The organism is Saccharopolyspora phatthalungensis (genome assembly GCF_014203395.1).
Lineage (GTDB): Bacteria > Actinomycetota > Actinomycetes > Mycobacteriales > Pseudonocardiaceae > Saccharopolyspora > Saccharopolyspora phatthalungensis.
Genome location: NZ_JACHIW010000001.1, coordinates 3,334,274 through 3,356,223, shown reverse-complemented (window position 1 = coordinate 3,356,223; position 21,950 = coordinate 3,334,274). Strand labels below are relative to the sequence as shown.

The 21,950-nt window shown below is 66.3% G+C and carries 20 protein-coding genes and 1 riboswitch; of the genes, 11 read left to right on the top strand and 9 right to left on the bottom strand.

The window, feature by feature from the left end:
• Positions 1-2 precede the first annotated feature (2 nt).
• Positions 3-902 carry a polyprenyl synthetase family protein gene (locus tag BJ970_RS15535; protein ID WP_184726925.1) on the bottom strand — a complete coding sequence of 300 codons (900 nt, stop codon included), beginning with the start codon at positions 900-902 and terminating at the stop codon, positions 3-5.
• A 456-nt stretch (positions 903-1,358) separates the two neighbouring features.
• Between BJ970_RS15535 and BJ970_RS15530 the strand changes: the two genes are divergently transcribed.
• From BJ970_RS15530 to BJ970_RS15510, 5 genes are read left to right on the top strand one after another with little or no spacing between them, the layout of a single operon-like run.
• Complete coding sequence (locus BJ970_RS15530; protein WP_184729122.1) at positions 1,359-2,123, top strand: hypothetical protein; 765 nt, start codon at positions 1,359-1,361, stop codon at positions 2,121-2,123.
• 14 nt (positions 2,124-2,137) lie between these two features.
• A complete protein-coding gene (locus tag BJ970_RS15525; RefSeq protein ID WP_221467179.1) occupies positions 2,138-2,842 on the top strand; it encodes a transmembrane-type terpene cyclase in 705 nt (234 codons plus the stop codon).
• A 4-nt stretch (positions 2,843-2,846) separates the two neighbouring features.
• Positions 2,847-3,167 (top strand): DMT family transporter, encoded by a 321-nt coding sequence (locus BJ970_RS15520; RefSeq protein ID WP_184726923.1) that lies wholly within the window; start codon positions 2,847-2,849, stop codon positions 3,165-3,167.
• Positions 3,168-3,182: 15 nt separating this feature from the next.
• Positions 3,183-4,445, top strand: a complete 1,263-nt coding sequence (locus tag BJ970_RS15515; protein ID WP_184726922.1) for a cytochrome P450 family protein — start codon at positions 3,183-3,185, stop codon at positions 4,443-4,445.
• Positions 4,442-4,870, top strand: a complete 429-nt coding sequence (locus BJ970_RS15510) for a protein-tyrosine phosphatase family protein (RefSeq protein ID WP_184726921.1) — start codon at positions 4,442-4,444, stop codon at positions 4,868-4,870. Before BJ970_RS15515 ends, BJ970_RS15510 begins: the two co-directional genes overlap by 4 nt.
• A 422-nt stretch (positions 4,871-5,292) precedes the next feature.
• Here the strand turns inward: BJ970_RS15510 and BJ970_RS15505 are convergent, their stop codons facing one another.
• From BJ970_RS15505 to BJ970_RS15490, 4 genes are all read right to left on the bottom strand, one after another.
• Positions 5,293-5,523, bottom strand: coding sequence for a hypothetical protein (locus BJ970_RS15505; RefSeq protein WP_184726920.1), 231 nt, complete (start codon positions 5,521-5,523; stop codon positions 5,293-5,295).
• Between the two features lie 238 nt (positions 5,524-5,761).
• Positions 5,762-6,325, bottom strand: a complete 564-nt coding sequence (locus BJ970_RS15500) for a helix-turn-helix domain-containing protein (protein ID WP_221467178.1) — start codon at positions 6,323-6,325, stop codon at positions 5,762-5,764.
• A 565-nt stretch (positions 6,326-6,890) separates the two neighbouring features.
• Positions 6,891-7,778 carry a transposase family protein gene (locus tag BJ970_RS15495; RefSeq protein ID WP_221467177.1) on the bottom strand — a complete coding sequence of 296 codons (888 nt, stop codon included), beginning with the start codon at positions 7,776-7,778 and terminating at the stop codon, positions 6,891-6,893.
• Between the two features lie 117 nt (positions 7,779-7,895).
• Complete coding sequence (locus BJ970_RS15490) at positions 7,896-8,201, bottom strand: hypothetical protein (RefSeq protein WP_184726918.1); 306 nt, start codon at positions 8,199-8,201, stop codon at positions 7,896-7,898.
• Positions 8,202-8,317: 116 nt separating this feature from the next.
• Here BJ970_RS15490 and BJ970_RS15485 point away from each other — a divergent pair, with 116 nt between their 5' ends.
• From BJ970_RS15485 to BJ970_RS15470, 4 genes are all read left to right on the top strand, one after another.
• Positions 8,318-9,178, top strand: coding sequence for a helix-turn-helix domain-containing protein (locus BJ970_RS15485; RefSeq protein ID WP_312864447.1), 861 nt, complete (start codon positions 8,318-8,320; stop codon positions 9,176-9,178).
• The gene (locus tag BJ970_RS15480) at positions 9,175-9,348 is read left to right on the top strand and encodes a DUF397 domain-containing protein (protein WP_184726916.1); all 174 of its coding nucleotides are present in this window, start codon (positions 9,175-9,177) and stop codon (positions 9,346-9,348) included. The genes BJ970_RS15485 and BJ970_RS15480 overlap by 4 nt, the downstream gene beginning before the upstream one ends.
• Positions 9,349-9,751: 403 nt before the next feature.
• Complete coding sequence (locus tag BJ970_RS15475; protein WP_184726915.1) at positions 9,752-10,855, top strand: CRISPR-associated endonuclease Cas1; 1,104 nt, start codon at positions 9,752-9,754, stop codon at positions 10,853-10,855.
• Positions 10,856-11,226: 371 nt separating this feature from the next.
• Positions 11,227-12,483, top strand: coding sequence for an IS701 family transposase (locus BJ970_RS15470; protein ID WP_184726914.1), 1,257 nt, complete (start codon positions 11,227-11,229; stop codon positions 12,481-12,483).
• 104 nt (positions 12,484-12,587) lie between these two features.
• Here BJ970_RS15470 and BJ970_RS15465 read toward each other — a convergent pair whose 3' ends face one another.
• Positions 12,588-13,676, bottom strand: a complete 1,089-nt coding sequence (locus BJ970_RS15465) for a cobalt-precorrin-5B (C(1))-methyltransferase (protein WP_184726913.1) — start codon at positions 13,674-13,676, stop codon at positions 12,588-12,590.
• Positions 13,677-13,726: 50 nt separating this feature from the next.
• Between BJ970_RS15465 and BJ970_RS15460 the strand changes: the two genes are divergently transcribed.
• The gene (locus tag BJ970_RS15460) at positions 13,727-14,482 is read left to right on the top strand and encodes a cobalt-precorrin-6A reductase (protein ID WP_184726912.1); all 756 of its coding nucleotides are present in this window, start codon (positions 13,727-13,729) and stop codon (positions 14,480-14,482) included.
• Here BJ970_RS15460 and BJ970_RS15455 read toward each other — a convergent pair.
• The 3 genes from BJ970_RS15455 to cobG are packed head-to-tail and all read right to left on the bottom strand — an operon-like array spanning position 14,470 to position 17,890.
• Positions 14,470-15,990: a precorrin-2 C(20)-methyltransferase gene (locus tag BJ970_RS15455; RefSeq protein ID WP_184726911.1), complete on the bottom strand. Its 1,521-nt coding sequence runs from the start codon at positions 15,988-15,990 to the stop codon at positions 14,470-14,472. The two genes, BJ970_RS15460 and BJ970_RS15455, sit on opposite strands and share 13 nt — an antisense overlap.
• Complete coding sequence (locus BJ970_RS15450; RefSeq protein ID WP_184729120.1) at positions 15,987-16,613, bottom strand: precorrin-8X methylmutase; 627 nt, start codon at positions 16,611-16,613, stop codon at positions 15,987-15,989. The genes BJ970_RS15455 and BJ970_RS15450 overlap by 4 nt, the downstream gene beginning before the upstream one ends.
• 32 nt (positions 16,614-16,645) lie before the next feature.
• A complete protein-coding gene (gene cobG / locus BJ970_RS15445) occupies positions 16,646-17,890 on the bottom strand; it encodes a precorrin-3B synthase (protein ID WP_312864264.1) in 1,245 nt (414 codons plus the stop codon).
• A gap of 109 nt (positions 17,891-17,999) precedes the next feature.
• Positions 18,000-18,186, top strand: a riboswitch (cobalamin riboswitch).
• Positions 18,187-18,280: 94 nt separating this feature from the next.
• Between cobG and cobN the strand changes: the two genes are divergently transcribed.
• Positions 18,281-21,895: a cobaltochelatase subunit CobN gene (cobN, locus tag BJ970_RS15440; RefSeq protein WP_184726909.1), complete on the top strand. Its 3,615-nt coding sequence runs from the start codon at positions 18,281-18,283 to the stop codon at positions 21,893-21,895.
• Positions 21,896-21,950: the final 55 nt, after the last annotated feature.

Below are 21,950 nucleotides of genomic sequence, written 5' to 3'. Positions count from 1 at the left end.
GATCAACTCTTCCGCGTACAGATGTGGTCGGCTATCGCCAAGAGCAGGGTCGCGCGATCGCCGAACGAATCGAGCTCCTTTTTGGCCGAGTCCACCAGCTCTCGTGCCCTGCGGGTAGACTCGGCGATGCCGACGAGCCGGGGATAGGTGGCCTTGTGCGCCCGCTCGTCTTTGTTCGGTGTCTTTCCCAGCTGCTGTTGGCTGGCCGTGCCGTCGAGGACATCGTCGATGATCTGAAAAGCGATCCCGATCTTGCGGGCATAGCGCGACATCCGAGCGATCACGTCCTCGCTTGCTCCGCCGATGATCGCGCCGGTCACCACGGCCGCATCGATCATCGAACCGGTCTTGTGCGCATGGATGTAGTCGACTGTTGGCAAGTCGATTTCCTCGATGCCCTCGTGCTGGATGTCGACTACCTGGCCGCCCACCAAGCCATCGACTCCGACACGATTGATCAACGTGTGCAGCACCCGCAGCAGCCGCTCGGCCGGTACTTGCCGCGTGTTGAGGAGAATGAACTCCAGCGCGTAAGACCAGAGCGCATCACCGGTGAGCACGGCTATGCCATCGCCAAAAACCTTGTGATTGGAGGGTTTTCCGCGCCGGTAGTCGTCGTTGTCCATCGCCGGTAGATCATCATGGATCAGCGAGGCGGTGTGCAGCATCTCAAGACCGCACGCAGTGGGCATCGCGGCGCTCGGGTCGCCGCCGACGATATCGCAACTCGCAAGGCACAAAGCGGGCCGGAGGCGCTTGCCGCCGGAGAGCAGCGAATAGCGCATGGATTCGAAGACAGTTGTCGGGTAGCCGACCGGAACGGCCTGCTCCAGCTCTGCTGTGATAAGAGCCGCTTTGGAAATCAGATAGGCTGACAGGTCAAATTCTGCAACGGTGCCCACTGTTCACGTCCCCCAACGGATCTATTCCCCTGGGACCTGGAAATTACCACCGGATGGTCAGCATCAGCAATGCTCCGTTTGGGTAGGAGCGCAACCGGGGTTCGCCTATAACCAGTTGGCTCGCGCGCAGGCGAGCGTAAAGGTTCTCGTGACTCTTTTGTCCGGCCACGGGGTCGAGAGTCCCACCTTGGGGCAATTGGGTGAACTTAAAGCTGTCGCATATTTCCGTAGCGCGCCGTCATGATCGCGTAGTATGCTGGCGCCGTATTGATCGTAATGGAAGGGGGTTCCAGGTCGGTCATGTGTAATAAATCTGCGTGCCGACGCTGTTCTCGTGATTTGGGCGGTTGCTGTGCGCTATTCCTTTGATTCTTCCCTGGTTGCGGCAAAGTCGTGAGCGGGTCCGCGTTGACGTCTGCCGTGAGTGTGCTGCGCAGCAGGCTCCAGGCGTCGTGCGTGGTCTCCAGTAAAGCCTTCCGCATATTTGGCGACTACGTCTTGGCGTTGTACTTCCCGGCGAACGGACTGACAGTCGCGCAGCGCCTCCGCTGCGCGTTGCCGCTGCTGCTGATCGAGCATTTGGTGTACCAGGTCGACGCCATCACCGAGGGGGCGCGCGCCGTCGATCTAGATACCGCGCGGAACCAGGACTACGTCGCGCTGCACGAATACAAGGCGAAGTTCGTCGCGCTCCTGCGCCGAATGCGGGCCTACAACGACGCGGTGGCGAAGCAGATCGAGGCCGCCGAGCAGTACGTCCGCATCGAGAACCGGGTCACTTCGAACGGAGTGCTGGGGCACGCTGAGGCTATGCGGTTGGCCGAGCTGCGGCCGTCCGACGTGCGCCTGTTGCACGGCATGGTTTTTGCGCTCCTGCGCCAACCCGTGGACGACCACTTGCTCCGGTTGCTGTGGCCGGTCGAGGTGCTGGCCGACCTCGCGAACGACCTCGCGCACTACCCGCGTGACCTCGTGGACAAGAAGTTCAACACCTACGCGGTATTCGTCAAGCTCTACGGCGCTGAAGCGCCCACGCGCATGCGGGCCGAGATCGAGCGCTATGAAGCGATGTTCCGCGCCGAGCTCGAACGATTTCCGCGTGCCCGGCAGATGAAGCTGGCGTCGCTCTGCGCGAAGCGCTACGGCAAGCTGACCAGCGCGATTCCCGCGCCTCTGCCGCAGGACGGGTATCTCTCTCCAATCTGGACGGAGGTGCCTTGACCGACCCGACAATAGTGATCGCCGCCGGCGTGCTCTGCGTGGTTTTCTGGGCTATCGCCTACCTTGGGATCATTTACCGCGGGTTCCAAGATGGATCGTTCGGTATGCCGGTGGCTGCGCTGGCTGCCAACCTGTCGTGGGAGTCGATCTACGGATTCATCCTCGATCCGTTGGCCGACCACATTCACATATTAAGCATACCTTGCTTCTTCATTGACTTGGTCATCGCCTGGCAGGTGTTCAAGTACGGCGCCAAGGACTTCGCTGCGCCGCTGGTTCGCAAGTACTTCAGGCTCATCGTGGTCGTCGCGATCGCCATCGCCTTTCCCGTGGTGTACCTGGCATTCCTGGAGTTCAATGACCCGCTCGGTGAATACACCGGTTTCGGTATCAACTTCATGATGTCGATCCTGTTCGTCGCGATGTTCCTGCGGCGGGACAGCATTGCGGGACAGTCGATGTACATCGCGGTGGGGAAGTGGTTGGGCACCCTTTTCGCCTGGATTGCCACCGCGCTCACGGTAACCACCAGCCAGACGCAACCGGTACCGGAGAGCCTGTGGTCCTTCCTGGCGGGCTCGGTTACCCACAGCGAGTACCCGCTGACACCGTTGATCAACCTCCTGTACCTGGTGGTCTTCATCGTCGACATCGTCTACATCGGATTGCTGCACCAGCGAATCAGGCAGCAGGGGCTGTCACCGTGGCGGAGGTTCTGAACGCATGGTATGGGTGCTCTTGCTCGGCGCCATCGCTGCGGAGGTGGTCGCTACTACCGCGTTGAAGCTGAGTCATGGTTTTAGCAAGCCGCTGCCGAGCGTGGTTGTGGCGGTCGGCTACCTGACGTCGTTCGCACTGCTCGCCCTGGCGCTCAAGAAGCTCGAAGTCAGCGTCGCGTACGCGGTCTGGTCGGGCGTCGGAACCGCAGCAGTCTGCATCGTCGGGATCGTCGCGATGAAGGAGCCACTCACCGCGGCAAAGGCCGCCGGAGTCCTGCTGATCATCGGAGGTGTCGTGACGCTCAACCTGACCGGCTCCCACTGAAAGTCTGGAGAAGTCATGACCACAACTCCCGCCGGACCCAGCATTCTCGATCCGGAACTCGTGGCCGACCCATATGGCGGTTTCAACCAGCTGCGTGAACAGGCACCGGTAGTGCGCGGGAGAACCGCCGAGGGCGCTCCCGCCTGGTACGTCAGCCGGCACGACGAGGTGCGCGCCGTGCTCGGTGACCCGCGATTCGTGAACAATCCTGCGTCGGTTCCGGGGCTCAATGTTAACGAGAACCGGGAACGAATGCTGGTGATGCTCGACATCCCGGCCGAACTGCTGCCGTACATCACCGAATCGGTGCTGGACCTCGACGGCGTGCACCACGCCCGGCTGCGCAGACTGGTATCGCGGGCATTTACCGGCAAACGGGTGCAGGCGATGCGTCCGCGGGTAGCGGCCATCGCCGCCGGCCTGCTCGACGGGCTCGACGACACGCCGGATCTGATCCCGGAGTTCGCCTACCCCCTGCCGATCACAGTGATTTGTGAGCTGGTCGGCGTGCCCGAGCGGGACCGGGAGCTGTGGCGCAGCGCGGGTTCCGCACTCACCTCTATTACGCCGGAATCCAAAGGCGAAGCGGCTCGGGAGCTGGTCGCTTACACCCACCGCCTGGTGCGGTCGCGCCGTGCCGAACCCGCCGACGACCTGGTCACCGAACTGCTCGGGGCTCGCGATGAAAGCGGGGACCGGCTCTCTGAAGTCGAGCTGGTAACGATGATCCTGTCGCTGGCGACGGCAGGTCACGAGACCACCGCCCATCTGATTGGCAATGGCGTTCAGGCGCTGCTCACACACCCCGAGCAGTTATCGCTCTTGCGGGAAGACCCTAGCCGGTGGACGAGCGCGGTTCAGGAGCTCGTGCGTTGGTCAGCTTCGATCCTGATCACGCAGCTGCGCTACGCCGCCGCGGACGTAGTGGTCGGCGGGCAGCTGATTCGGCGAGGCGAAGCCGTGCAGACCATTCTCGTCTCGGCGAATCGCGATCCGCGCGTATTCGACGACCCAGAGCGGTTCGACGTGACGCGCCCGCAGAAGAACAACATCGGTTTCGGCGTTGGGCCGCATCACTGCCTTGGGGCACTGCTGGCGAGGCAGGAGTGCGAGGTGGCCTTGCGCTCCTTGTTCAATCGCTTCCCCGACGTGGCCTTGGTGGGTGATCCGAGATGGGCTTCCGTGCCAGGCATGAGACAGCTGGTAACACTACCGGTTACGCTTCGTGGTAGGTCGACTCTGCTAAGTGATCGCGGGAAGGATAATCTCGAACGATGAATGCCACTTGGGACCCCACTACGGCGGGAGTGCTCCGCTTGCCATCCGAACGTCTTGTTCGCGGGCGTGGGCTGCGCAACGACCTCCCACCCGGCCCGAAGCCTGAGTTTGGCCTGTACTTGCGTGGGCGTCGGCCACCGCAGGTTGATTGGGAAAGCCGCTGGCTGCGTTGGCCGGATTTCTGGCTGCCAACCGATCGCGCCGGTTTCGCCGAGGCGCTGCGTGAGTTGTTGGAGCGAGCGAAGACCGAGCGGGTCGAGATCGCCTGCGGTGGTGGGTTCGGACGTACCGGCACGGCGCTGGCCTGTCTGGTCGCGCTTGATGGTGTGCCCAACCACGAAGCCGTTGCATACGTCCGCGAGAACTACTCGAAACGTGCGGTGGAAACCCCCTGGCAGAAGCGGTTCGTCAGCCGGTTCTCGTGAGCTGCGGGCTTGCCGCCTATGCCCCCAGATGCCGCTGCCGAATGTGATGGCTTTTCGTCACCGCTGTGTGCGGGTGGCGAGATTTTTCGGAAACCTCAATCATCTTGAGGGTCGCTCGGAACGGGCGAGGTGCCGTACTGGCGTGAAGCTGTGTGACTGCTGCGAACGGATGCGTTTCCCAGCGGTTTCGATGTTTCCGCCAGCGGCTGTCCTCTTAGGACCTGACTGGGGTCGAGGGGCGAGCGTTCGAATCCCGACAGCCGGAGGAGCCCGCTGACCGGGCGCATAAGCGCAGGTCAGCGGGCTTTTTGTGGCTTGTGTGCAATCCTGCGCTCCGGTGATCGGCCTCGGGGTCCCGGCTATTGGTGAGATGGTCGAGGAGTTTCTCGGACCTGAGCGGTGTCCGTCGCCTCACCAATGTCCTATATGGATTCGTCGTGTCCGCCGGTGTTCAGCCGGGTCGGCACGGAGGACGAGCTCACCCCGGCCTCCGGCTGCGTGGCCTTCCACCGCAGGTTGGGTGAGCTGGGAGTGGTGAATGAGCTGAAGATCGTGCCGGCCGGGGTCACGGTCTTCCAGTGCACGACCACGAGGGCTGCTACCTCGCCACGGTCGACTTCCTGGGGGCGGACGCTGGGGGGCGGCGATTTCATTGAGCGTTTTCGGTGCGCCCAGCAGACAGGGGGTTGACCGTGTAGGAGGTTGATGTTCTGTTGTCAGCTCGTCGTCGCTTGCCGGTGTGAGTCCGGTCCGGGTAGTTGCCAGGAGGCCCGGTAGCAGACTGGCGGTGTCGTGGGGAAACCTGCGGTGTCGAAGCCCAGTGTCGAAAGCCCTTGTAGGGGGAGCGACTGAGCGGTCGGTAGCGTGAAGCGAAGCCTGCGGCGTCGTTACTCATGCCGCCCGTGAGGGTGGTGGCAGGGGGTGCCGAGCCCTTCGGAATCGGGGTGAAGGCCATGGAAGCGGTGTAGTTCCTGGATTGCAGCCGTGAGGGACTGCCCGGCGTATGGGGCGCGGAACGTTCAGATAGTGGCGGCGGGAACTGGGGAGGCCCTCCCCGGCCCGGTGACCTGCGGAGGTTTTTGCCGGCGGGGGTGATGCACGACGGCCAGGTTCGGCCAGGACCACCTCGCCCCCGGTGCGGACGGTGGTGGCCAGCACGCGGTCCAGGCGGGGGGCGCGGGCGGCCAGCAGGTCGATGACTTCCAGGACCCACCGGCGGATCGTGGAGGCCGAGACGCCGTTGCCGCCGGCCATGTCCAGCAGCCGCTGGTCGTGACGCAGCACCGCCAGCGCGATGATCGCCTGCTTACCCGGGGGTGCCTTGCGCCAGCGGGAGCCGATCTTCTTGCGGCGAGCGGAAACCAGGTCACTGACGACCTGAAGCGTGCGGGTGGAGACCGGCAGCTGGACCTGGTACATAATGGGTGCTGCGCCGCGAGGTTTTTGTGTTGTCACGAACCAATCGAACCCGCCGGGGGCCACCTTTTTCGTCTTCCCCGGCCGTGATCATGATCACCCTGCCGTGGGCCGTGGGGGCGGTGTCAGATGATCAATGGAAATCGGCACGCCGATTTCCATTGAGCGTTTTCCATCCTGATCTTTGCAGGTCAGGTGGGGTGGACGTGGGCGGCGAGGTGTGAGTGGGCTGGTCAGAGTCATGATCATCAAGGGTGATCAGCTGACACCGTCCCCCCGGCCCACGGCAGCGTGATCGCGATCACGGCCGGGGAAAACGAAATAGGGTAGCCCTCGGCGGGTTCGGATGGGTTCGTGACAACACAAAGAAACCTCGCCGGGGGCGCAGCGCGCATTATGTACCGGGGCCTGCCGCCGGTCTCCACCCGCACGCCGTCAGCGACGTGATCTCCGGTCTGGCGCAAGGAAATCGGCTCCCGCCGGCGCGAAGCCACCCCCGGGCGTGCAGGCGGTCATCGCGCCGGCCGTGCTGCGTCACGCCCGACGCTTGCCGGGCATGGCCGGGGGGCGACGCCGTGTCGGGTTCCGCGATCGTGGTTGTTCGTCAGCGGGTGATTTCCAGGTTGGTCAGCACCAGCAGTGCTCGCAGCAGGCGGGTGGCGTTGCGGGTGTGCATGCGCAGCCGGGTGAGGATGCGCCAGTTCTTCAGGTCGGCGAAGGCGTGTTCGCAGGCGGCGCGTTCGCGGGCGAGGAGCTGGTTGGCCTGCTTCTGGGCGTCGGTGATCGGGTGGCAGCGGGCGGCGCGGCGGCCGGTGATGATGACCGGGTCGTCGGGGTCGTCTTCCAGTCCGGTGAACCCGAGGTCGGCCACGGCGCCCAGGCCGTGCTCGCGGAGTTTCGTGGTGAGCTTGTTGCGGCGGGAGGTGGTGATCTCCGAGGCCCGGCCGGGTGCGGCCGCGGAGATCCACAGCAGGTTGCCGCAGGCGTCGGTGAGGGCGAGAAACAGCAGGCCGTGGGCTTTGTGTTTACCGCTGTAGTTTCGTCGGTTGTCACGGCCGCTGCGGCGCTGGGTGCGCACCAGGGTGCCGTCCAGCAACACCATGTCCGCTCCGGCGCGGGTGGCTTTGGCCGGCACCCGGTCCAGGCGGGGGGCGCAGGCGGCCAGCAGGTCGATGACCTCGGCGACCCACCTGCTGATCGTGGAGGCCGATACGGCGTTGCCCCCGGCCATATCCAGCAGCCGCTGATCGTGACGCAGCACGGCAAGCACGATGACCGCCTGCCTGCCCGGAGTGACTTTGCGCCGGCGGGAGCCGATCTTCTTGCAGTGGGCGGTGATCAGCGAGGCGACGGAATCGATCGTGGTCCTCGACAGCGGAAGCCGGACCTGATACATAATGGGCTCTGCGCCCTCGGCGGGGCTCGATTGTGTTGTCACGAACCATTCAAACCCGCCGAGGGCGTTCGTCTTCTCTTCCCGCAACATGATCATGATCACGCTGCTTCCGAGTCCCCGTCCGGTGTCAGATGATCAACAGAAACGATCATGCCCTTGACCAGGCCACCCACACCTCCACCACCCGCGTCCACACCCCCTGACCAGCCAAGATCAGGATGGAAAAGAACCAGTGGAATCCTTTGTGTCCAGATAGCCCCTGACGCCACCCGCGACGATCTCAAGGCCGTGGGCAAGGTCGTGCAGCTCTGTATCCGTGCAACGGCTGTGGATCAGGCTGTCGCAAGCGTCCCTGATAGCGTGCTCGGCCTGCCGGAGCAGCAGTGTCAGGTGTGACTGTTCCGAGTAGCGCCGGACGGGCGCAGGCTGGTTGCACGGCAGCAGCGGCTCGTCACCGTCCGTCTGGGGGCCGCTCTCGGCGTCGTTTGGCGGTACTGGCACGATGTCGCCACTTTGCATAACCCCTCCTACGCGTACGTTTGCGAACCTGCGGCTGATGACGCAACTAGCCTCTGATTGCGCATACCGTGCAGGGATCTAATCGGGTGACCGTCTCTTCCGGACCACTCGATAGGATGTGTTGCATGGCTGCTATCGCAGGTACGCCACGTGCAAGGGCACTATCGGCAGCTCTCCGCGAGGCACGTATGGCTAGCGGAGTAGGGCAGCGCGAACTAGCACGGCAGCTCTCACTCTCGAACACCCAGCTCTCACACTGGGAAAATGGCCATCGGGTACCCAACGTTGAACAAGTCGCAATGATTCTCGCAGCTATTCGCGTGTCAGCCGACGAACGGGAAAGAATACTCGACCTAGCCCGAAACGTGGACGAGCCAAACTGGCTTACTGTCGGAATGAACGGAATTCCGCAGCAGCTCGCCGGTGCGGTCGAATGCGAACGTTCGGCGTCCGCAATTACCGAATGGACTCCGATGGTAGTCCCGGGTTTGCTACAGACGCCAGACTATAGCCGCGCAATAATGCAAGCTAGTGGACTTGACCACAAGGACATTGATCTACGGGTCATGGTTCGTATTGGTAGAAGTGAGGTCATAACCCGTAATGATCCGGTGCATTTTAATGGCCTCATCAGCGAGGCAGTTCTACATGAGCCTATTGGATCACCGAATGTCATGGTAAACCAGCTTCTACACTTGGTAAAAATGAGCAGTCGCCCGAACGTTTCGATACGGGTTGTTCCGCTTCGTGTCGGCTGGCATCCGGGTTGGTCTGGTCCGTTTGTGCTCTACGACTTTCCAGACGCGCCGCCGGTCGTTCACTTTGAGCACTACAGTTCGGGCGCATTTGTCCCCACGGAACATGACGTGTCGGAATATAGGAAAGCCGTGGATAAGTTCCACGAAATTGCGATAAATCCAGCCGCTTCTGCGGAACTTATCGAAAAGATCGCAAAGGAAATGGAGAGGACGCCATGACCGCTCATCGTTGGCGAAAGTCAAGCTATTCCAACCCTAACGGCAACTGTGTTGAGTTGACCAACGCCTTAGACCGGCTTCGAGACTCCAAGGACCCGAAGGGGCCGACGCTGAAAGTCGACGTGACTGCGTTCATTCGAGCCATTAAGACAGGCCGATTCGATCGCTGACGAAACAACAGCGGTGCCCCCGGTAACCGACGTACCGGGGCACCGCTGTGTCTGAGGTTCGAATGTGTCGGCTTGGCTTACCGCCCTCTGACACGGTGAGGGTATCAGGTCTTGCCGTTGTGTCTACGGTGATCTTCGATGATGGCTCGCCACGTCATGTATCGCTGTTCGGGAACGTGGAAATCGCAGTGCCGACACTTCCATTTTGTGTGTTCGCGGAATAGGATGTGACCTGTGATGCGGTCGTGGTATTCGTGTCCATTGTTGAACGGGTAGCGTTTGAATTGGAGTCGTACGGTTCCGGCGGGTGCACGTTTTAACATGGATGTTTCCTTTCAGTGCATCATCCGCAGCATCCGCTGATCATCACAACCGTGGACATCGGACAACTAAAATCGGATGCATGACGGAACCGATTACCGAAACATTCACTCGCGAATCCCGTGACCCGTCCGTCGTAGTGGTGGACGGACACGGGATTTCCATCACCGTGAAAAAAGGTGAACTCGTCATCAAAGACGGCATGTGCGGACGCGGACGCACCCGCACCATCGCCCGCAAGGACCGCCACGTGCGGCGAATCGTGGTCATCGGCCAAACCGGACACATTTCCATTGACGCGATGAGCTGGATTCACGGACTAGGCGTAACACCCGGCGGTAAGCGTCGCACCGACCCGATTTCCCTTGTCGTAATCAGCCCCGAAGGCGAATTGATGAATGCCTCGGCACAATCGATGGCAGACACGAGAGTGCTTCGTGCGCAAGCGTGCGCCCGTTCTGTCGGTTTGAAGATCACGAAACACCTTCTGGCCGAAAAGGTCCAGGGACACCGGCAGGTAATTCCGGAATGGGACGCCGCCACCTGGATCGACAGACTCAACGCCTGCACGAGCCAACGGCAGTGCCGCACCGTGGAAGCCGAAGAAGCGCGAGCATATTTCGACTCATGGCGACTGCTAGAGCTGCAATTCGATGGTCAAGTGCCGTATCACTGGCGAATCTTCGACTCACGCACCAGCGAACTCAACCACAACGCCAACGCCAAACAAAACGCCAACCGCAACGCAATTAATCCCGTGAATGCGATGCTGAACTACTGCTACGAAATCGCCAAAGCCGAAACCGTGTTGGCTTGCTACGTGCAAGGTGTCGACCCGAACATGGGTGTATGCCACTCCGACACCTACATGCGATCGATGGCGTTGGACATCGTCGAAGTCGCCCGCCCATTGGTCGAGTCCTACGTGACCCACCTGATCGCAAACCGCACCTTCAAACCGACCGACTTCGTGGAAAAGGACACCGGCGTGGTCCGGGTACTGCGCCCACTGACCAGCGAGCTATCCGAACAGCGGTTGATCTGGCACCGGGCCGTAGCCGAACACGTCGAACACGTCCGCAAACTGATCAACGGCACCGTGAAGGGTTGGAAGCGAGCCGACTCCACCCGGCTTACCGGCACCAACCAGCGTGAAGGCTGGCTCAACGGCGTAGGCGTGGCGTAAGCCGCTGCCTCGGCTAGGGCTAGTAGCCGGGCCAGCGGCCCACAGCGACACAGACTAGAGCAACAGCGGCCCCCGCACCGGCTTCCCAACCCAAGGTGCGGGGGCATCGCCACGTGATGCGCTCTGTCATTCGCCGCGTTCCCATCATGCGCCTTGCTCACCCTGGGCGCATCACGCCGCTTGTTCGCTTCACCCGTTACGGTACGTAGCAACGCCTCAAGGCGTTTGTTTTGATCAAGACCATCAGTCGGCAGGTCCCGCGAGATCAGCCACTGCTTCATAGCCCGTTTCGCGCGAAATCGCCAACTTTCCCGGACTTGGCGCTAGTAGGGCTTTGTTACTTGTAGATCATCGTGTGGGATGATCTTGGGATGCTGCCGGCTGAGCTTGACGCTGTCCGTGACCGTTTGGAGGAATTCGCGGGTGAGGTGTTCACGTCGTTCGTCCGTAGTGAGCAGCGGGCGAATGGTGGGCTGTATCTGCGGGGGCTGATGCTGGACGGGCGGCGTAAGTCGATGCAGCCGATGGCCGAGCGGTTGGGGGTGGATCATCAGCGGTTGCAGCAGTTCATCACGTCCTCGACGTGGGATTATGCGGTGGTGCGGCGGCGGTTGGCGGCGCGGGCGGTGCAGGTGGTGTGCCCGGAGGCGTTCGTGCTGGATGACACCGGGCATCTCAAGGACGGCGAGGCCTCGCCGGGGGTGGCCCGGCAGTACACCGGCACGGCGGGCAAGGTCACCAACTGCCAGGTCGCGGTGAGCGTGCACGCGGTCACCGATGCCTGTTCGGCCGCGCTGGACTGGCGGTTGTTTCTCCCGCAGAGCTGGGATGATGAGTGCGCGACCGGCGCCGAGGCCGAACGCATCGCCGCCCGGCGGGCACGTTGCGGCATTCCTGAGGATCAGGGGTATCGCCCGAAGTGGCGGCTGGTGTTGGAGATGCTCGACGAACTGGCCGCCTGGGGGCACATTCCGCCGGTGGTGGTCGGTGATGCCGGCTACGGCGATAACGCGACCTTCCGGTGCGAACTGGGCGCACGAGGACTGCCGTATGTGATGGCCGTCAAGGCGGCCGCCACCGCTCATCCCGCAGACGCCGAGCCGGTGGCCGCGTCGTATTCCGGCCGGGGACGGCGGCCCGCACCCCGCTACCAGGACACGCCCGCCACGTTGCGGGATCTCGTGCTCGCCGCCGGACGCACGGGCCTGCGGTGGGTGACCTGGCGGCAGGGAACCAAGAAAACCCAGGGCAATCCCACCGCTGCGATGCGCTCTCGGTTCCTGGCCCTGCGGGTGCGGCCGGCCAACCGCGATATTCCCCGGGAGGCTGACGGCAGTCTGCCGGTGTGCTGGCTGCTGGTCGAATGGCCGCCCCGCGAGCCCGAACCCACCGACTACTGGATCTCCACCCTGCCCGAGGACACCCCGGTGCGTGAGCTGGTGAGGCTGGCCAAGATCCGGTGGCGCATCGAACACGACTACCGGGAACTCAAGACCGGGCTCGGGCTCACCCACTTCGAAGGGCGTTCCTTCACCGGCTGGCACCGCCACGTCACCCTCACCTCCGCCGCCCATCTGTTCCTCACCGAACTCCGGTTGACCAGCCCAAAAGCACCTGGGGCGGCCTGACTCTCTACAAGATCCTCCACGCCCTCCAGGTCCTGCTGGCCACCTGGACAGGCCGATGCCCCACCTGCCACCAGCAACCACCATGACCACCTAACAAAGTCCTACTAGGCGGTCCGGCCGACGATGGTGCCTGCACGATCGATGACGATGACGTCCACCGACACCGGTGCCCCGCGCAGGGTTTCGCGGCAGATCTCACGCGCCCGCTCGGCGATGAGATCGCCGAGCGGGAGGCCCGCACCGAGGCAGAGTTGCAGCGCTTCGAGCGCGGTGTTGGCACCACCGATCCGGTCGGCCAGTTCGCTGCCTCCGCCCGCATCACCCACGATCTTGGCGAGCAGGGCGAAATTGACCTGGGAGCGCTTGGAATGCAGGTCCAGGTGTCCGTCGGCGAGCTTGGAAATCTTTCCGATGCCGCCCGCGATCGTGAGCCGCGCAACCGGGTGCCGACGCAGGTACTTCAGCACCGCTCCGGCGAAATCTCCCATGTCCAGCAACGCTTCCTCGGGCAGGCCGTAGAGCTCGGTGACCACCCTCTCCGAGGTGCTGCCGGTGCACCCGGCGACGTGGTCGAGCCCTGCCGCGCGTGCGACGTCGACGCCACGGCGGATGCTGTCGATCCACGCCGAGCAGGAGTACGGCACGACGACGCCCGTGGTGCCCAAAATGGACAGTCCGCCGATGATCCCCAAGCGCGGGTTCCAGGTGTGCCGGGCGAGTTCCGCCCCGTTGTCGACGGACACCTCGACGACGAGGTCACCACTGCCGCCGTGCTCGGCGGCGACGCGCGCGATGACGTCACGGATCAGCTGCCGCGGCACGGGATTGACCGCCGGTTCACCGACCGGCAGCGGCAGGCCGGGCTTGGTGACGGTACCCACGCCCGGCCCGGCGCGAAACAGCACCCCCTGTCCCGGTTCCGCGTGGCTGACCGTGACCGACACGAGAGCTCCGTGCGTCACGTCGGGATCATCGCCGGCGTCCTTGACCACGCCGGCCGTCGCGAAGCCCTCGCCCAGCCGTTCGCGCGCAAGCGCGAAGGCCGGCCGGTGTCCCTTCGGCAGAACGATCTCGACGGGGTCGGGGAACGTCCCGGTCAGCAACGCCGTGTAAGCGGCGGCCGTCGACGCCGTGGCGCAGGCCCCGGTGGTCCAGCCGTACCGGAGGCCCGTTCCCTCCCCTCGCCCGCTCATACCGGGAGAATGCTTCTCATGGGGTTGGCAACGAGAACGAGGCGAGCGGGATGACCCGGGTGCTCATCCTCGGTGGTACCAGCGAGGGCAGGAAACTCGCCGAGCGGCTCGACGAGCAGGCAGACCTGCACGTCACGTCCTCCCTCGCCGGTCGGGTCCGCAAGCCGCAGCTGCCGCCGGGCGAGGTGCGCGTCGGTGGTTTCGGCGGCCCCGACGGGCTGGCCGACTGGCTTCGGCGCGAACGGGTCGGCGCGGTCGTGGACGCCACCCACCCGTTCGCCCGGACGATCACCGACAACGCCGTGGCGGCTGCGGAGCAGGCGGGGTGCCCGCTCCTGGTGCTGCGCCGTCCCGCCTGGCAGCCAGGTATCGGCGACGACTGGCGATCGGTGCCGTCCCTGGCGGAGGCGGCGGCCCTGCTGCCGGAGCTGGGTGAACGGATCTTCCTCACCACCGGCCGACAGGGCCTCGCGCATTTCGCCGCGCTCGACCTCCGGTTCCTGGTGCGGACCGTCGATCCGCCCGAACCGCCGCTGCCGCGGCGCACCGAGGTGCTGCTCGCACGCGGGCCGTTCACCGTCCACGACGAACTCGCCCTGTTGCGGGAACACGACATCGATGTGGTGGTCACCAAGAACAGCGGCGGCGCGATGACGAGCGCGAAGCTCACCGCAGCCCGCGAACTCCGGCTGCCGGTGGTGATGGTCCAACGACCGCCGCAGCCTCCCGCGCCCTCGGCCGAGACCGTCGCGGACGCCATCGCCTGGCTCGATTCCGTGCTGTGCCGAGGAAATCACGCGGGGTAACGCCTCGGTGTGAACACGACCTCGCGCCCGTCGGCGCCGCCGACGAGCCGCGTGGTCGACGAGCCGATCAGCAGCAGGCACCGCATGTCGACGTCGGACTGGTCGAGGTCGGCCAGGCGTACCACCTTGATGCTTTCCTCCGGGCCACCGACGTCGCGCCCGATGACCACCGGTGTGTCGGGCGAGCGGTGCTCCAAGACCGCGTCCCGAGCGGCCGCGACCTGCCAGGTTCGGCTGCGCGATGCGGGGTTGTAGATCGCCATGACCAGGTCTGCCGCCGCGGCGGCCCGCAGGCGTTCGACGATCACCTCCCACGGCTTGAGCCGGTCGGACAGCGACAGCACGCAGAAGTCGTGGCCCAGCGGCGCGCCGACGCGGCTCGCCACTGCCTGCGCCGCCGTTAGGCCGGGCAGCACCCGCACCGGTACGTCCGAGCGCTGCGCCGCGACCTCCAGCACCGCGCTGGCCATCGCGAACACACCCGGATCGCCGGAGGAGACCACCGCGACCTTGGCTCCGCGCCTGGCCAGATCCAGCGCGAACTCCGCGCGTTCGGCCTCGACGCGGTTGTCGGAGGCGTGCTTGCGCTGACGCGGGTTGTCCGGAATCCGGGCGAGGTAGGGGCCATACCCGACCAAATCGTCGGCCGTGGACAGCGCTGCTTGCGCTTCCGGTGTCATCCACTCGCGCCCGGCGGGGCCGAGCCCGACCACGACGACCTCGCCCCGCTGCGCATCGTCGGCTGCCGCCGCACCGGACGCGTCGGCCCTGAGGTCCGAGCCGGCCGGGCCGGGCAGCAGTGCCAGCGAAAAGTAGGGAACCGAGTCCGGATCGACCTCCGCCAGCGGCCGGAGGCGCTGCCGATCCGTGGTCACGCGCTCGACGTACCACGCCTCGTCCAGTCGCCCGGCCTTCTCGAACGCGTGCTGCACGCCTTCGAAGGTGCGGCCCAGCTTGAGCACGGCGGCGGCATCGGTGGCGGCCAGTCGTTCGGCCAGGGCGTCCGGCGGGAGCGTGCCCGGCAGCACGGTGAGGACCTCGTCGCGTTCCGCGAGCGGAAGCCCCAACATCGCCGAGGCGCCGCTGACGGACGTGACACCGGGGATGACCTCGGCCCGGAACCGGCCCGCCAATCGCTTGTGCATGTGCATGTAGGACCCGTAGAAAAGCGGGTCGCCCTCGGCGAGCAGGACCACGTCCCGCCCGGCGTCGAGGTGCACGGCGAGTCTGGCCGCGCAGTCCGCGTAGAACTCGTCGATGGCCCCCTGGTAGCCGCCCGGGTGGTCGGTGTCCTCGGTGGTCACCGGGTAGACGAGGGCTTCTTCGATCTGCCCCGGCCGCAGGTACGGCTCGGCGACCGATCTCGCGATGCTCCTGCCGTGGCGGGCGCTGTGGTATGCGATCACCTCGGCTCGTTCGATCAGCCGGGCGGCTTTGATCGTCACCAGCTCCGGATCGCCGGGGCCGAGACCCACGCCGAAAAGCGTGCCTTTGCCGTTGCTGCTCACTCTTCCTCGCTCGCGATCGCGTTGATGGCGGCCACCGCCATGGCGCTGCCGCCTCGGCGGCCGTGCACCACCAAGTGATCCAGGCCGCTCGGGTGCGCCGCCAACGCCTCCTTCGATTCCGCGGCGCCGATGAATCCGACGGGCAATCCCAGCACCGCAGCGGGTTTCGGGGCCCCGTCCTCGATCATTTCCAGCAGCCGGAACAGTGCCGTCGGCGCGTTGCCGATCGCGACGACCGAGCCCGCTAACCGGTCGCGCCACAGCTCCAAGGCCGCGGCGCTGCGCGTCGTCCCCAGTTCGCGGGCCAGCCCCGGGACGCGCTCGTCGGACAACGTGCAGATCACGGCGTTGTCGGTGGGCAGGCGGCGTCGGGTCACGCCGGCGGCGACCATCGCGGCGTCGCACAGCACCGGCGCTCCGTCGCGGAGCGCGGCTCGCGCGTTGATCACCACGTCCCGCGAGTACGCGAGATCATCGACCAGGTCGACCATGCCGCAGGCGTGGATCATGCGTACCGCTACGCCGGCCACCTCCGGCGGCAGGCCGGCCAGGTCGGTTTCCGCACGGATCGTGGCGAAGGAGCGGCGATAGATCTCCGCTCCTTCCCGGATGTATTCGGGCACCCCGCGGTAGCGGGACGGCCCGTTGTTCTCGTTCACACATTCCTCCGTGCCGCGTCGAGCGCGGCGGACACCTGGTCGGCATCGGCTTCCGACATCCATGCCTCATCGTCGAGACCGACCTCATAGCCGGCATCGGTGGCGAGTACTTCCACAACGCGCCCCTGCGGTCGGCCGCAGCGCCGCTCGCAACCCGACCAATGCACCGGCAGCGCACCGCCGGACGGGGCTCGCAGCGTGCGCCGGGCGTCCTCGCGGACATCGGCCCGTGCTTTCGCGCACCCGGGACGACCAGTGCACGCGGTCACCCCGACACCGTCCGAGAACGGATCTACGAGCAGCCCTCGCGCGCCCAGGTCCGACATCCACCGACCGGCTTCGTCCGGCCGCAAACCGGGCAGGACGACGGTCCGCCAAGGCGTCAGGCGAAGTTCGCCCGCGGTGTCGGACGCTGCGCCGATGATATCCATCTGGTCTCGCGACAGGCGGCCCAGTGGTGCCCCGGCCACCACCGCGACCGTCCCGTCGAGGCGGCGCGTCTGGCCGACCTGCGCATGCGTGGCCAACTGCGCCGACGGCACCGGGAGCGGCTGCGCCGGGACGACGCCCAATGTCGCGGCCAGCCGATCGGTGACCCGTCGCACTCCGTCGTCGAGCTCGGCCAGCCGCCACGCCGAGCAACCCTGCGCGGTCTTTTCCGCCAGGAACGCCTCCGCCGCGGCGATCGCGACTGCGGCCGCCCGGCTCGGGGTCGATCGCACCCCGGAATCCACGCCCGCGAGCACCAGCGCCACGCTGTCGGTGCGCAAGGCGAGCAGTCCGACATCGGCACCGAGCGAGATCACGTCTGCCCGGCCGTCATCGACGGCGAAAAGAAAACGTCCGGGTAGCACGGCCAGTGACGGTGTCTCACACAGCGCTGTATCGAGTTTTCCCGCCACCGCTCGCACGTCCATCAGCTCGCCGCCGTCCGCAGACGGAGAGCCGATGATGTTGCGGACCCGCTCGTGCGTTGCCGACGGCAACAGCCCGGCGGCCCGAAGCCGCGCGGCGAGCTCCCGCTCCGCTCCCGCCGGTAGGCCGCGCACCTGCACATTCGCCCGCGAGGTGAGCTCCACACCGCCGTCGCCGAGGGCCGCGACCTCCGCCAGCGCCCGCACCTGGCTCGGCGTGAGCACGCCCCCCGGAACACGGATCCGTGCCAGCCCCCCATCGGCTGCCTTGTGCACCCGCAGCGCGCCGGGACACGCATCCCGCTCCGGTCTGGCTCTGTGTGACACCCGGCCGATACTACGGGCCCCGGTAATTGCGGACGCAAACCAAGCGCGACCTGGCGCGAAGGTCTGGCGCGGTGCGACACGTATCATGCCTGGCGAACTTGACGAAAGATCACTTCGTTGCGGAGAGTGGTCGCAGCATTCAGCGGCGACAAGCGGAGGAAGCCGGTGCGAATCCGGCGCGGTCCCGCCACTGTCACCGGGGAGCGGACTCCATGAGGTCACCATCCGGACCGGATGGGAAGACGGGGCGAGCATCGATCCGGGAGCCAGGAGACTCCGGTCGCCGCGACCTACGAACCGGGGCGAGGACCCCGAGAGAGGTGCCGTCATGCGCCGCGCACGCGCGCCCAGGCCCAGCCACGCAGCTCGCCACGCCGAGGAGCGACCCGCATGATCCTACTTCTGTCCACTTCGGACACAGATCTGCTCAGCGCGAGGGCCGCCGACGCCGAGTACCGGCTCGGCAACCCGGCACGGTTGGGCGCGGACGACCTGCCCCCGCTGCTGGAGGGCGTGGACCTCGTCGTCGTCCGGCTGCTCGGTGGCCTCCGAGCCTGGGAGGAGGGCCTGGACGCACTGCTCGCGGGCCCGCGCCCGGTGGTCGTGCTCGGTGGTGAACAGGCCCCGGACGCCGAACTGATGGAATGTTCGACCGTGCCGGGCGGCGTGTGCGCCGAAGCGCACCGTTACCTCGCCCACGGCGGCCCGGACAACTTGGCGGAGCTGCACCACTTCCTGTCCGACACGATTCTGCTCACCGGACACGGCTTCGAGCCGCCGGTAGAGACCCCGACCTGGGGCGCACTGGAACGGACGCCCCGGCGCAACGAAGGGCCGACCGTTGCGGTGCTCTACTACCGCGCGCACCACATGGCTGGCAACACCGCGTTCGCGCACGCGCTGTGCGAGGCGATCGAGGACGCCGGGGGCCAAGCGCTGCCGCTGTTCTGCGCGTCCCTGCGGACACCCGACCCCCAACTGCTTGAGCAGCTGGGCCGCGCCGACGCGCTGATCGTCACCGTGCTCGCCGCGGGAGGCACCAAGCCCGCCACCGCTTCGGCCGGCGGTGACGACGAGGCGTGGGACGTCGGCGCGCTCGCCGAACTCGACATCCCGATCCTGCAGGGGCTGTGCCTGACCAGCACCCGCGCCGCCTGGGAGGAAAACGACGAGGGCCTGTCGCCGCTGGACATGGCCACCCAGGTCGCGGTGCCCGAGTTCGACGGCCGGCTGATCACCGTGCCGTTCTCCTTCAAGGAAAACGACTCTCAGGGGCTGCCCGTCTACGTGGCCGACCCGGAACGGGCCGCCAGGGTCGCCGGAATCGCGGTCCGGCACGCCACGCTGCGGCACGTCCCACCGCAGGACAAGCGCCTGGCGCTGATGCTGTCGGCCTACCCGACCAAGCACTCCCGGATCGGCAACGCGGTCGGTCTGGACACCCCCGTCAGCGCGGTCCGCCTGCTGCGAGCGCTGCGGGAGCACGGCTACGACATCGGCCCAGCAGACGGCCCCGACGCACTGCCCGGCGTCGCGGCCCAGGACGGCGACGCCCTGATCCACGCGCTGATCGCCGCCGGTGGTCAGGACCGCGACTGGCTGTCCGAGGAACAGCTCAGCGGCAACCCGATCCGCATCCCCGCTACCCGCTACGCGAGCTGGTTCTCGACGCTGCCCGAGGACCTGCGCGCCGAGATCGAGCAGCACTGGGGCCCGCCGCCAGGAGAGCTGTTCGTCGACCGCTCCCAGGACCCGGACGGCGAGATCGTCCTCGCCGCCATCCGAGCGGGCAACGTCGTGCTCATGGTGCAGCCGCCCCGCGGTTTCGGCGAGAACCCGATCGCGATCTACCACGACCCGGACCTGCCACCGAGCCACCACTACCTGGCGGCCTACCGCTGGCTGATCGACGAGTTCGGCGCCCACGCAATGGTGCACCTGGGCAAGCACGGCAACCTCGAATGGCTGCCCGGGAAGACGGCGGGCATGTCCGCCTCCTGCGCCCCGGACGCCGCGCTGGCCGATCTCCCGCTGATCTACCCGTTCTTGGTCAACGACCCCGGCGAGGGCACGCAGGCCAAACGCCGGGTGCACGCCACCCTGGTCGACCACCTCGTGCCGCCGATGGCCCGTGCGGAGAGCTACGGCGACATCGCCCGGCTGGAACAGCTCCTCGACGAACACGCCAACATCGCCGCGATGGATCCGGCGAAGCTGCCCGCCATCCGCAGCCAGATCTGGACGCTGATGCAGGCCGCCAAGCTCGACCACGATCTCGGGCTCGAAGAACGGCCGCACGACGCGGAGTTCGACGACATGCTGCTGCACGTCGACGGGTGGTTGTGCGAGGTCAAGGACGCCCAGATCCGCGACGGCCTGCACGTGCTCGGCGATGCCCCGACCAGCGAAGCCCGGGTCAACCTCGTCCTTGCGATGCTGCGCGCGCGCCAGATGTGGAGCGGGCAGAGCGGCGCGCTGCCCGGATTGCGGGAAGCGCTCGGGCTCGACGAAGACGGCAGTGCGGCTCGCGGGCAGGTCGACGACATCGAGACCCGCGCGCACGCCCTGGTCCAAGCGATGGAGGACCGCGGCTGGACCCCCGGTTCGGCGCCGGAGGTCTGCCGGGAGGTGCTCGGCCACGCCGAGGACGCGGTCGTCCAGGTGCTGGAATTCGCCGCGACCGAGGTGGTGCCGCGACTGGCCGCGACGACCGACGAGATGAGCGCGACGCTGCACGCCCTCGAAGGTGGTTACGTTCCGGCCGGTCCCAGCGGGTCGCCGCTGCGCGGGCTGGTCAACGTCCTGCCCACCGGCCGCAACTTCTACTCCGTCGACCCCAAGGCCGTGCCCAGCCGCCTGGCCTGGGAGACGGGGTGGGCGATCGCCGACTCCCTGCTCGAACGCTACCGCGCCGACACCGGCGACTGGCCCCGCTCGGTCGGCCTGTCGGTCTGGGGCACCAGCGCGATGCGCACGTCCGGCGACGACATCGCGGAAGTGCTTGCGCTGCTTGGCGTTCGGCCGACCTGGGACGAGGCGTCGCGCCGGGTCAACGGGTTGGAACCGATCCCGCTCGACGAGCTGGGCCGGCCCCGCATCGACGTCACGGTCCGCATCAGCGGCTTCTTCCGGGACGCCTTCCCGCACGTAGTCGCCCTGCTCGACGACGCCGTGCGCCTGGTCGCCGCCCTCGACGAGCCGGACGAGCAGAACTTCGTGCGCGCGCACGCGCGGGCCGACATCGCCGAACACGGCGACGAGCGCCGCGCCACCATGCGGATCTTCGGCTCCAAACCCGGTGCGTACGGCGCCGGGATCCTGCCGCTCATCGACAGCCGGAACTGGCGCGACGACGCCGACCTGGCCGAGGTGTACGCGGTGTGGGGCGGCTTCGCCTACGGGCGCGAACTCGACGGAGAGCCGGCCCGCGCCGATATGGAGAGCGCCTACAAGCGGATCTCCGTGGCAGCGAAGAACACCGACACCCGCGAGCACGACATCGCCGACTCCGACGACTATTTCCAGTACCACGGCGGCATGATCGCCACGGTCCGCGCGCTCACCGGCAAGGCGCCGGCGGCCTACATCGGCGACAGCACCCGGCCCGACTCGATCCGCACCCGGTCCTTGACCGAGGAGACGTCGCGGGTGTTCCGGGCCCGTGTCGTCAACCCCCGGTGGCTGGCGGCAATGCGCCGCCACGGCTACAAGGGCGCGTTCGAGCTCGCGGCGACGGTGGACTACCTGTTCGGCTACGACGCGACGACCGGCGTGGTGGCCGACTGGATGTACGACAAGCTTGCCGAAACCTACGTGCTGGACGAGGAGAACCAGCGGTTCCTCACCGAATCCAACCCGTGGGCGCTGCACGGCATCACCGAGCGGCTGCTCGAAGCCGCCGACCGGCAACTGTGGCAGGAACCGGACCCCGAGGTCCTGCGGGCGCTGCAGGAGGTCTACCTGCAGACCGAGGGCGATCTGGAGGACGGGCCGGGCCAGCGCTGACCCGCTGGCGAGGCGGTTTCGCGAGGAGTCGCCGCCGGTGCTTCGCGAGACCGAT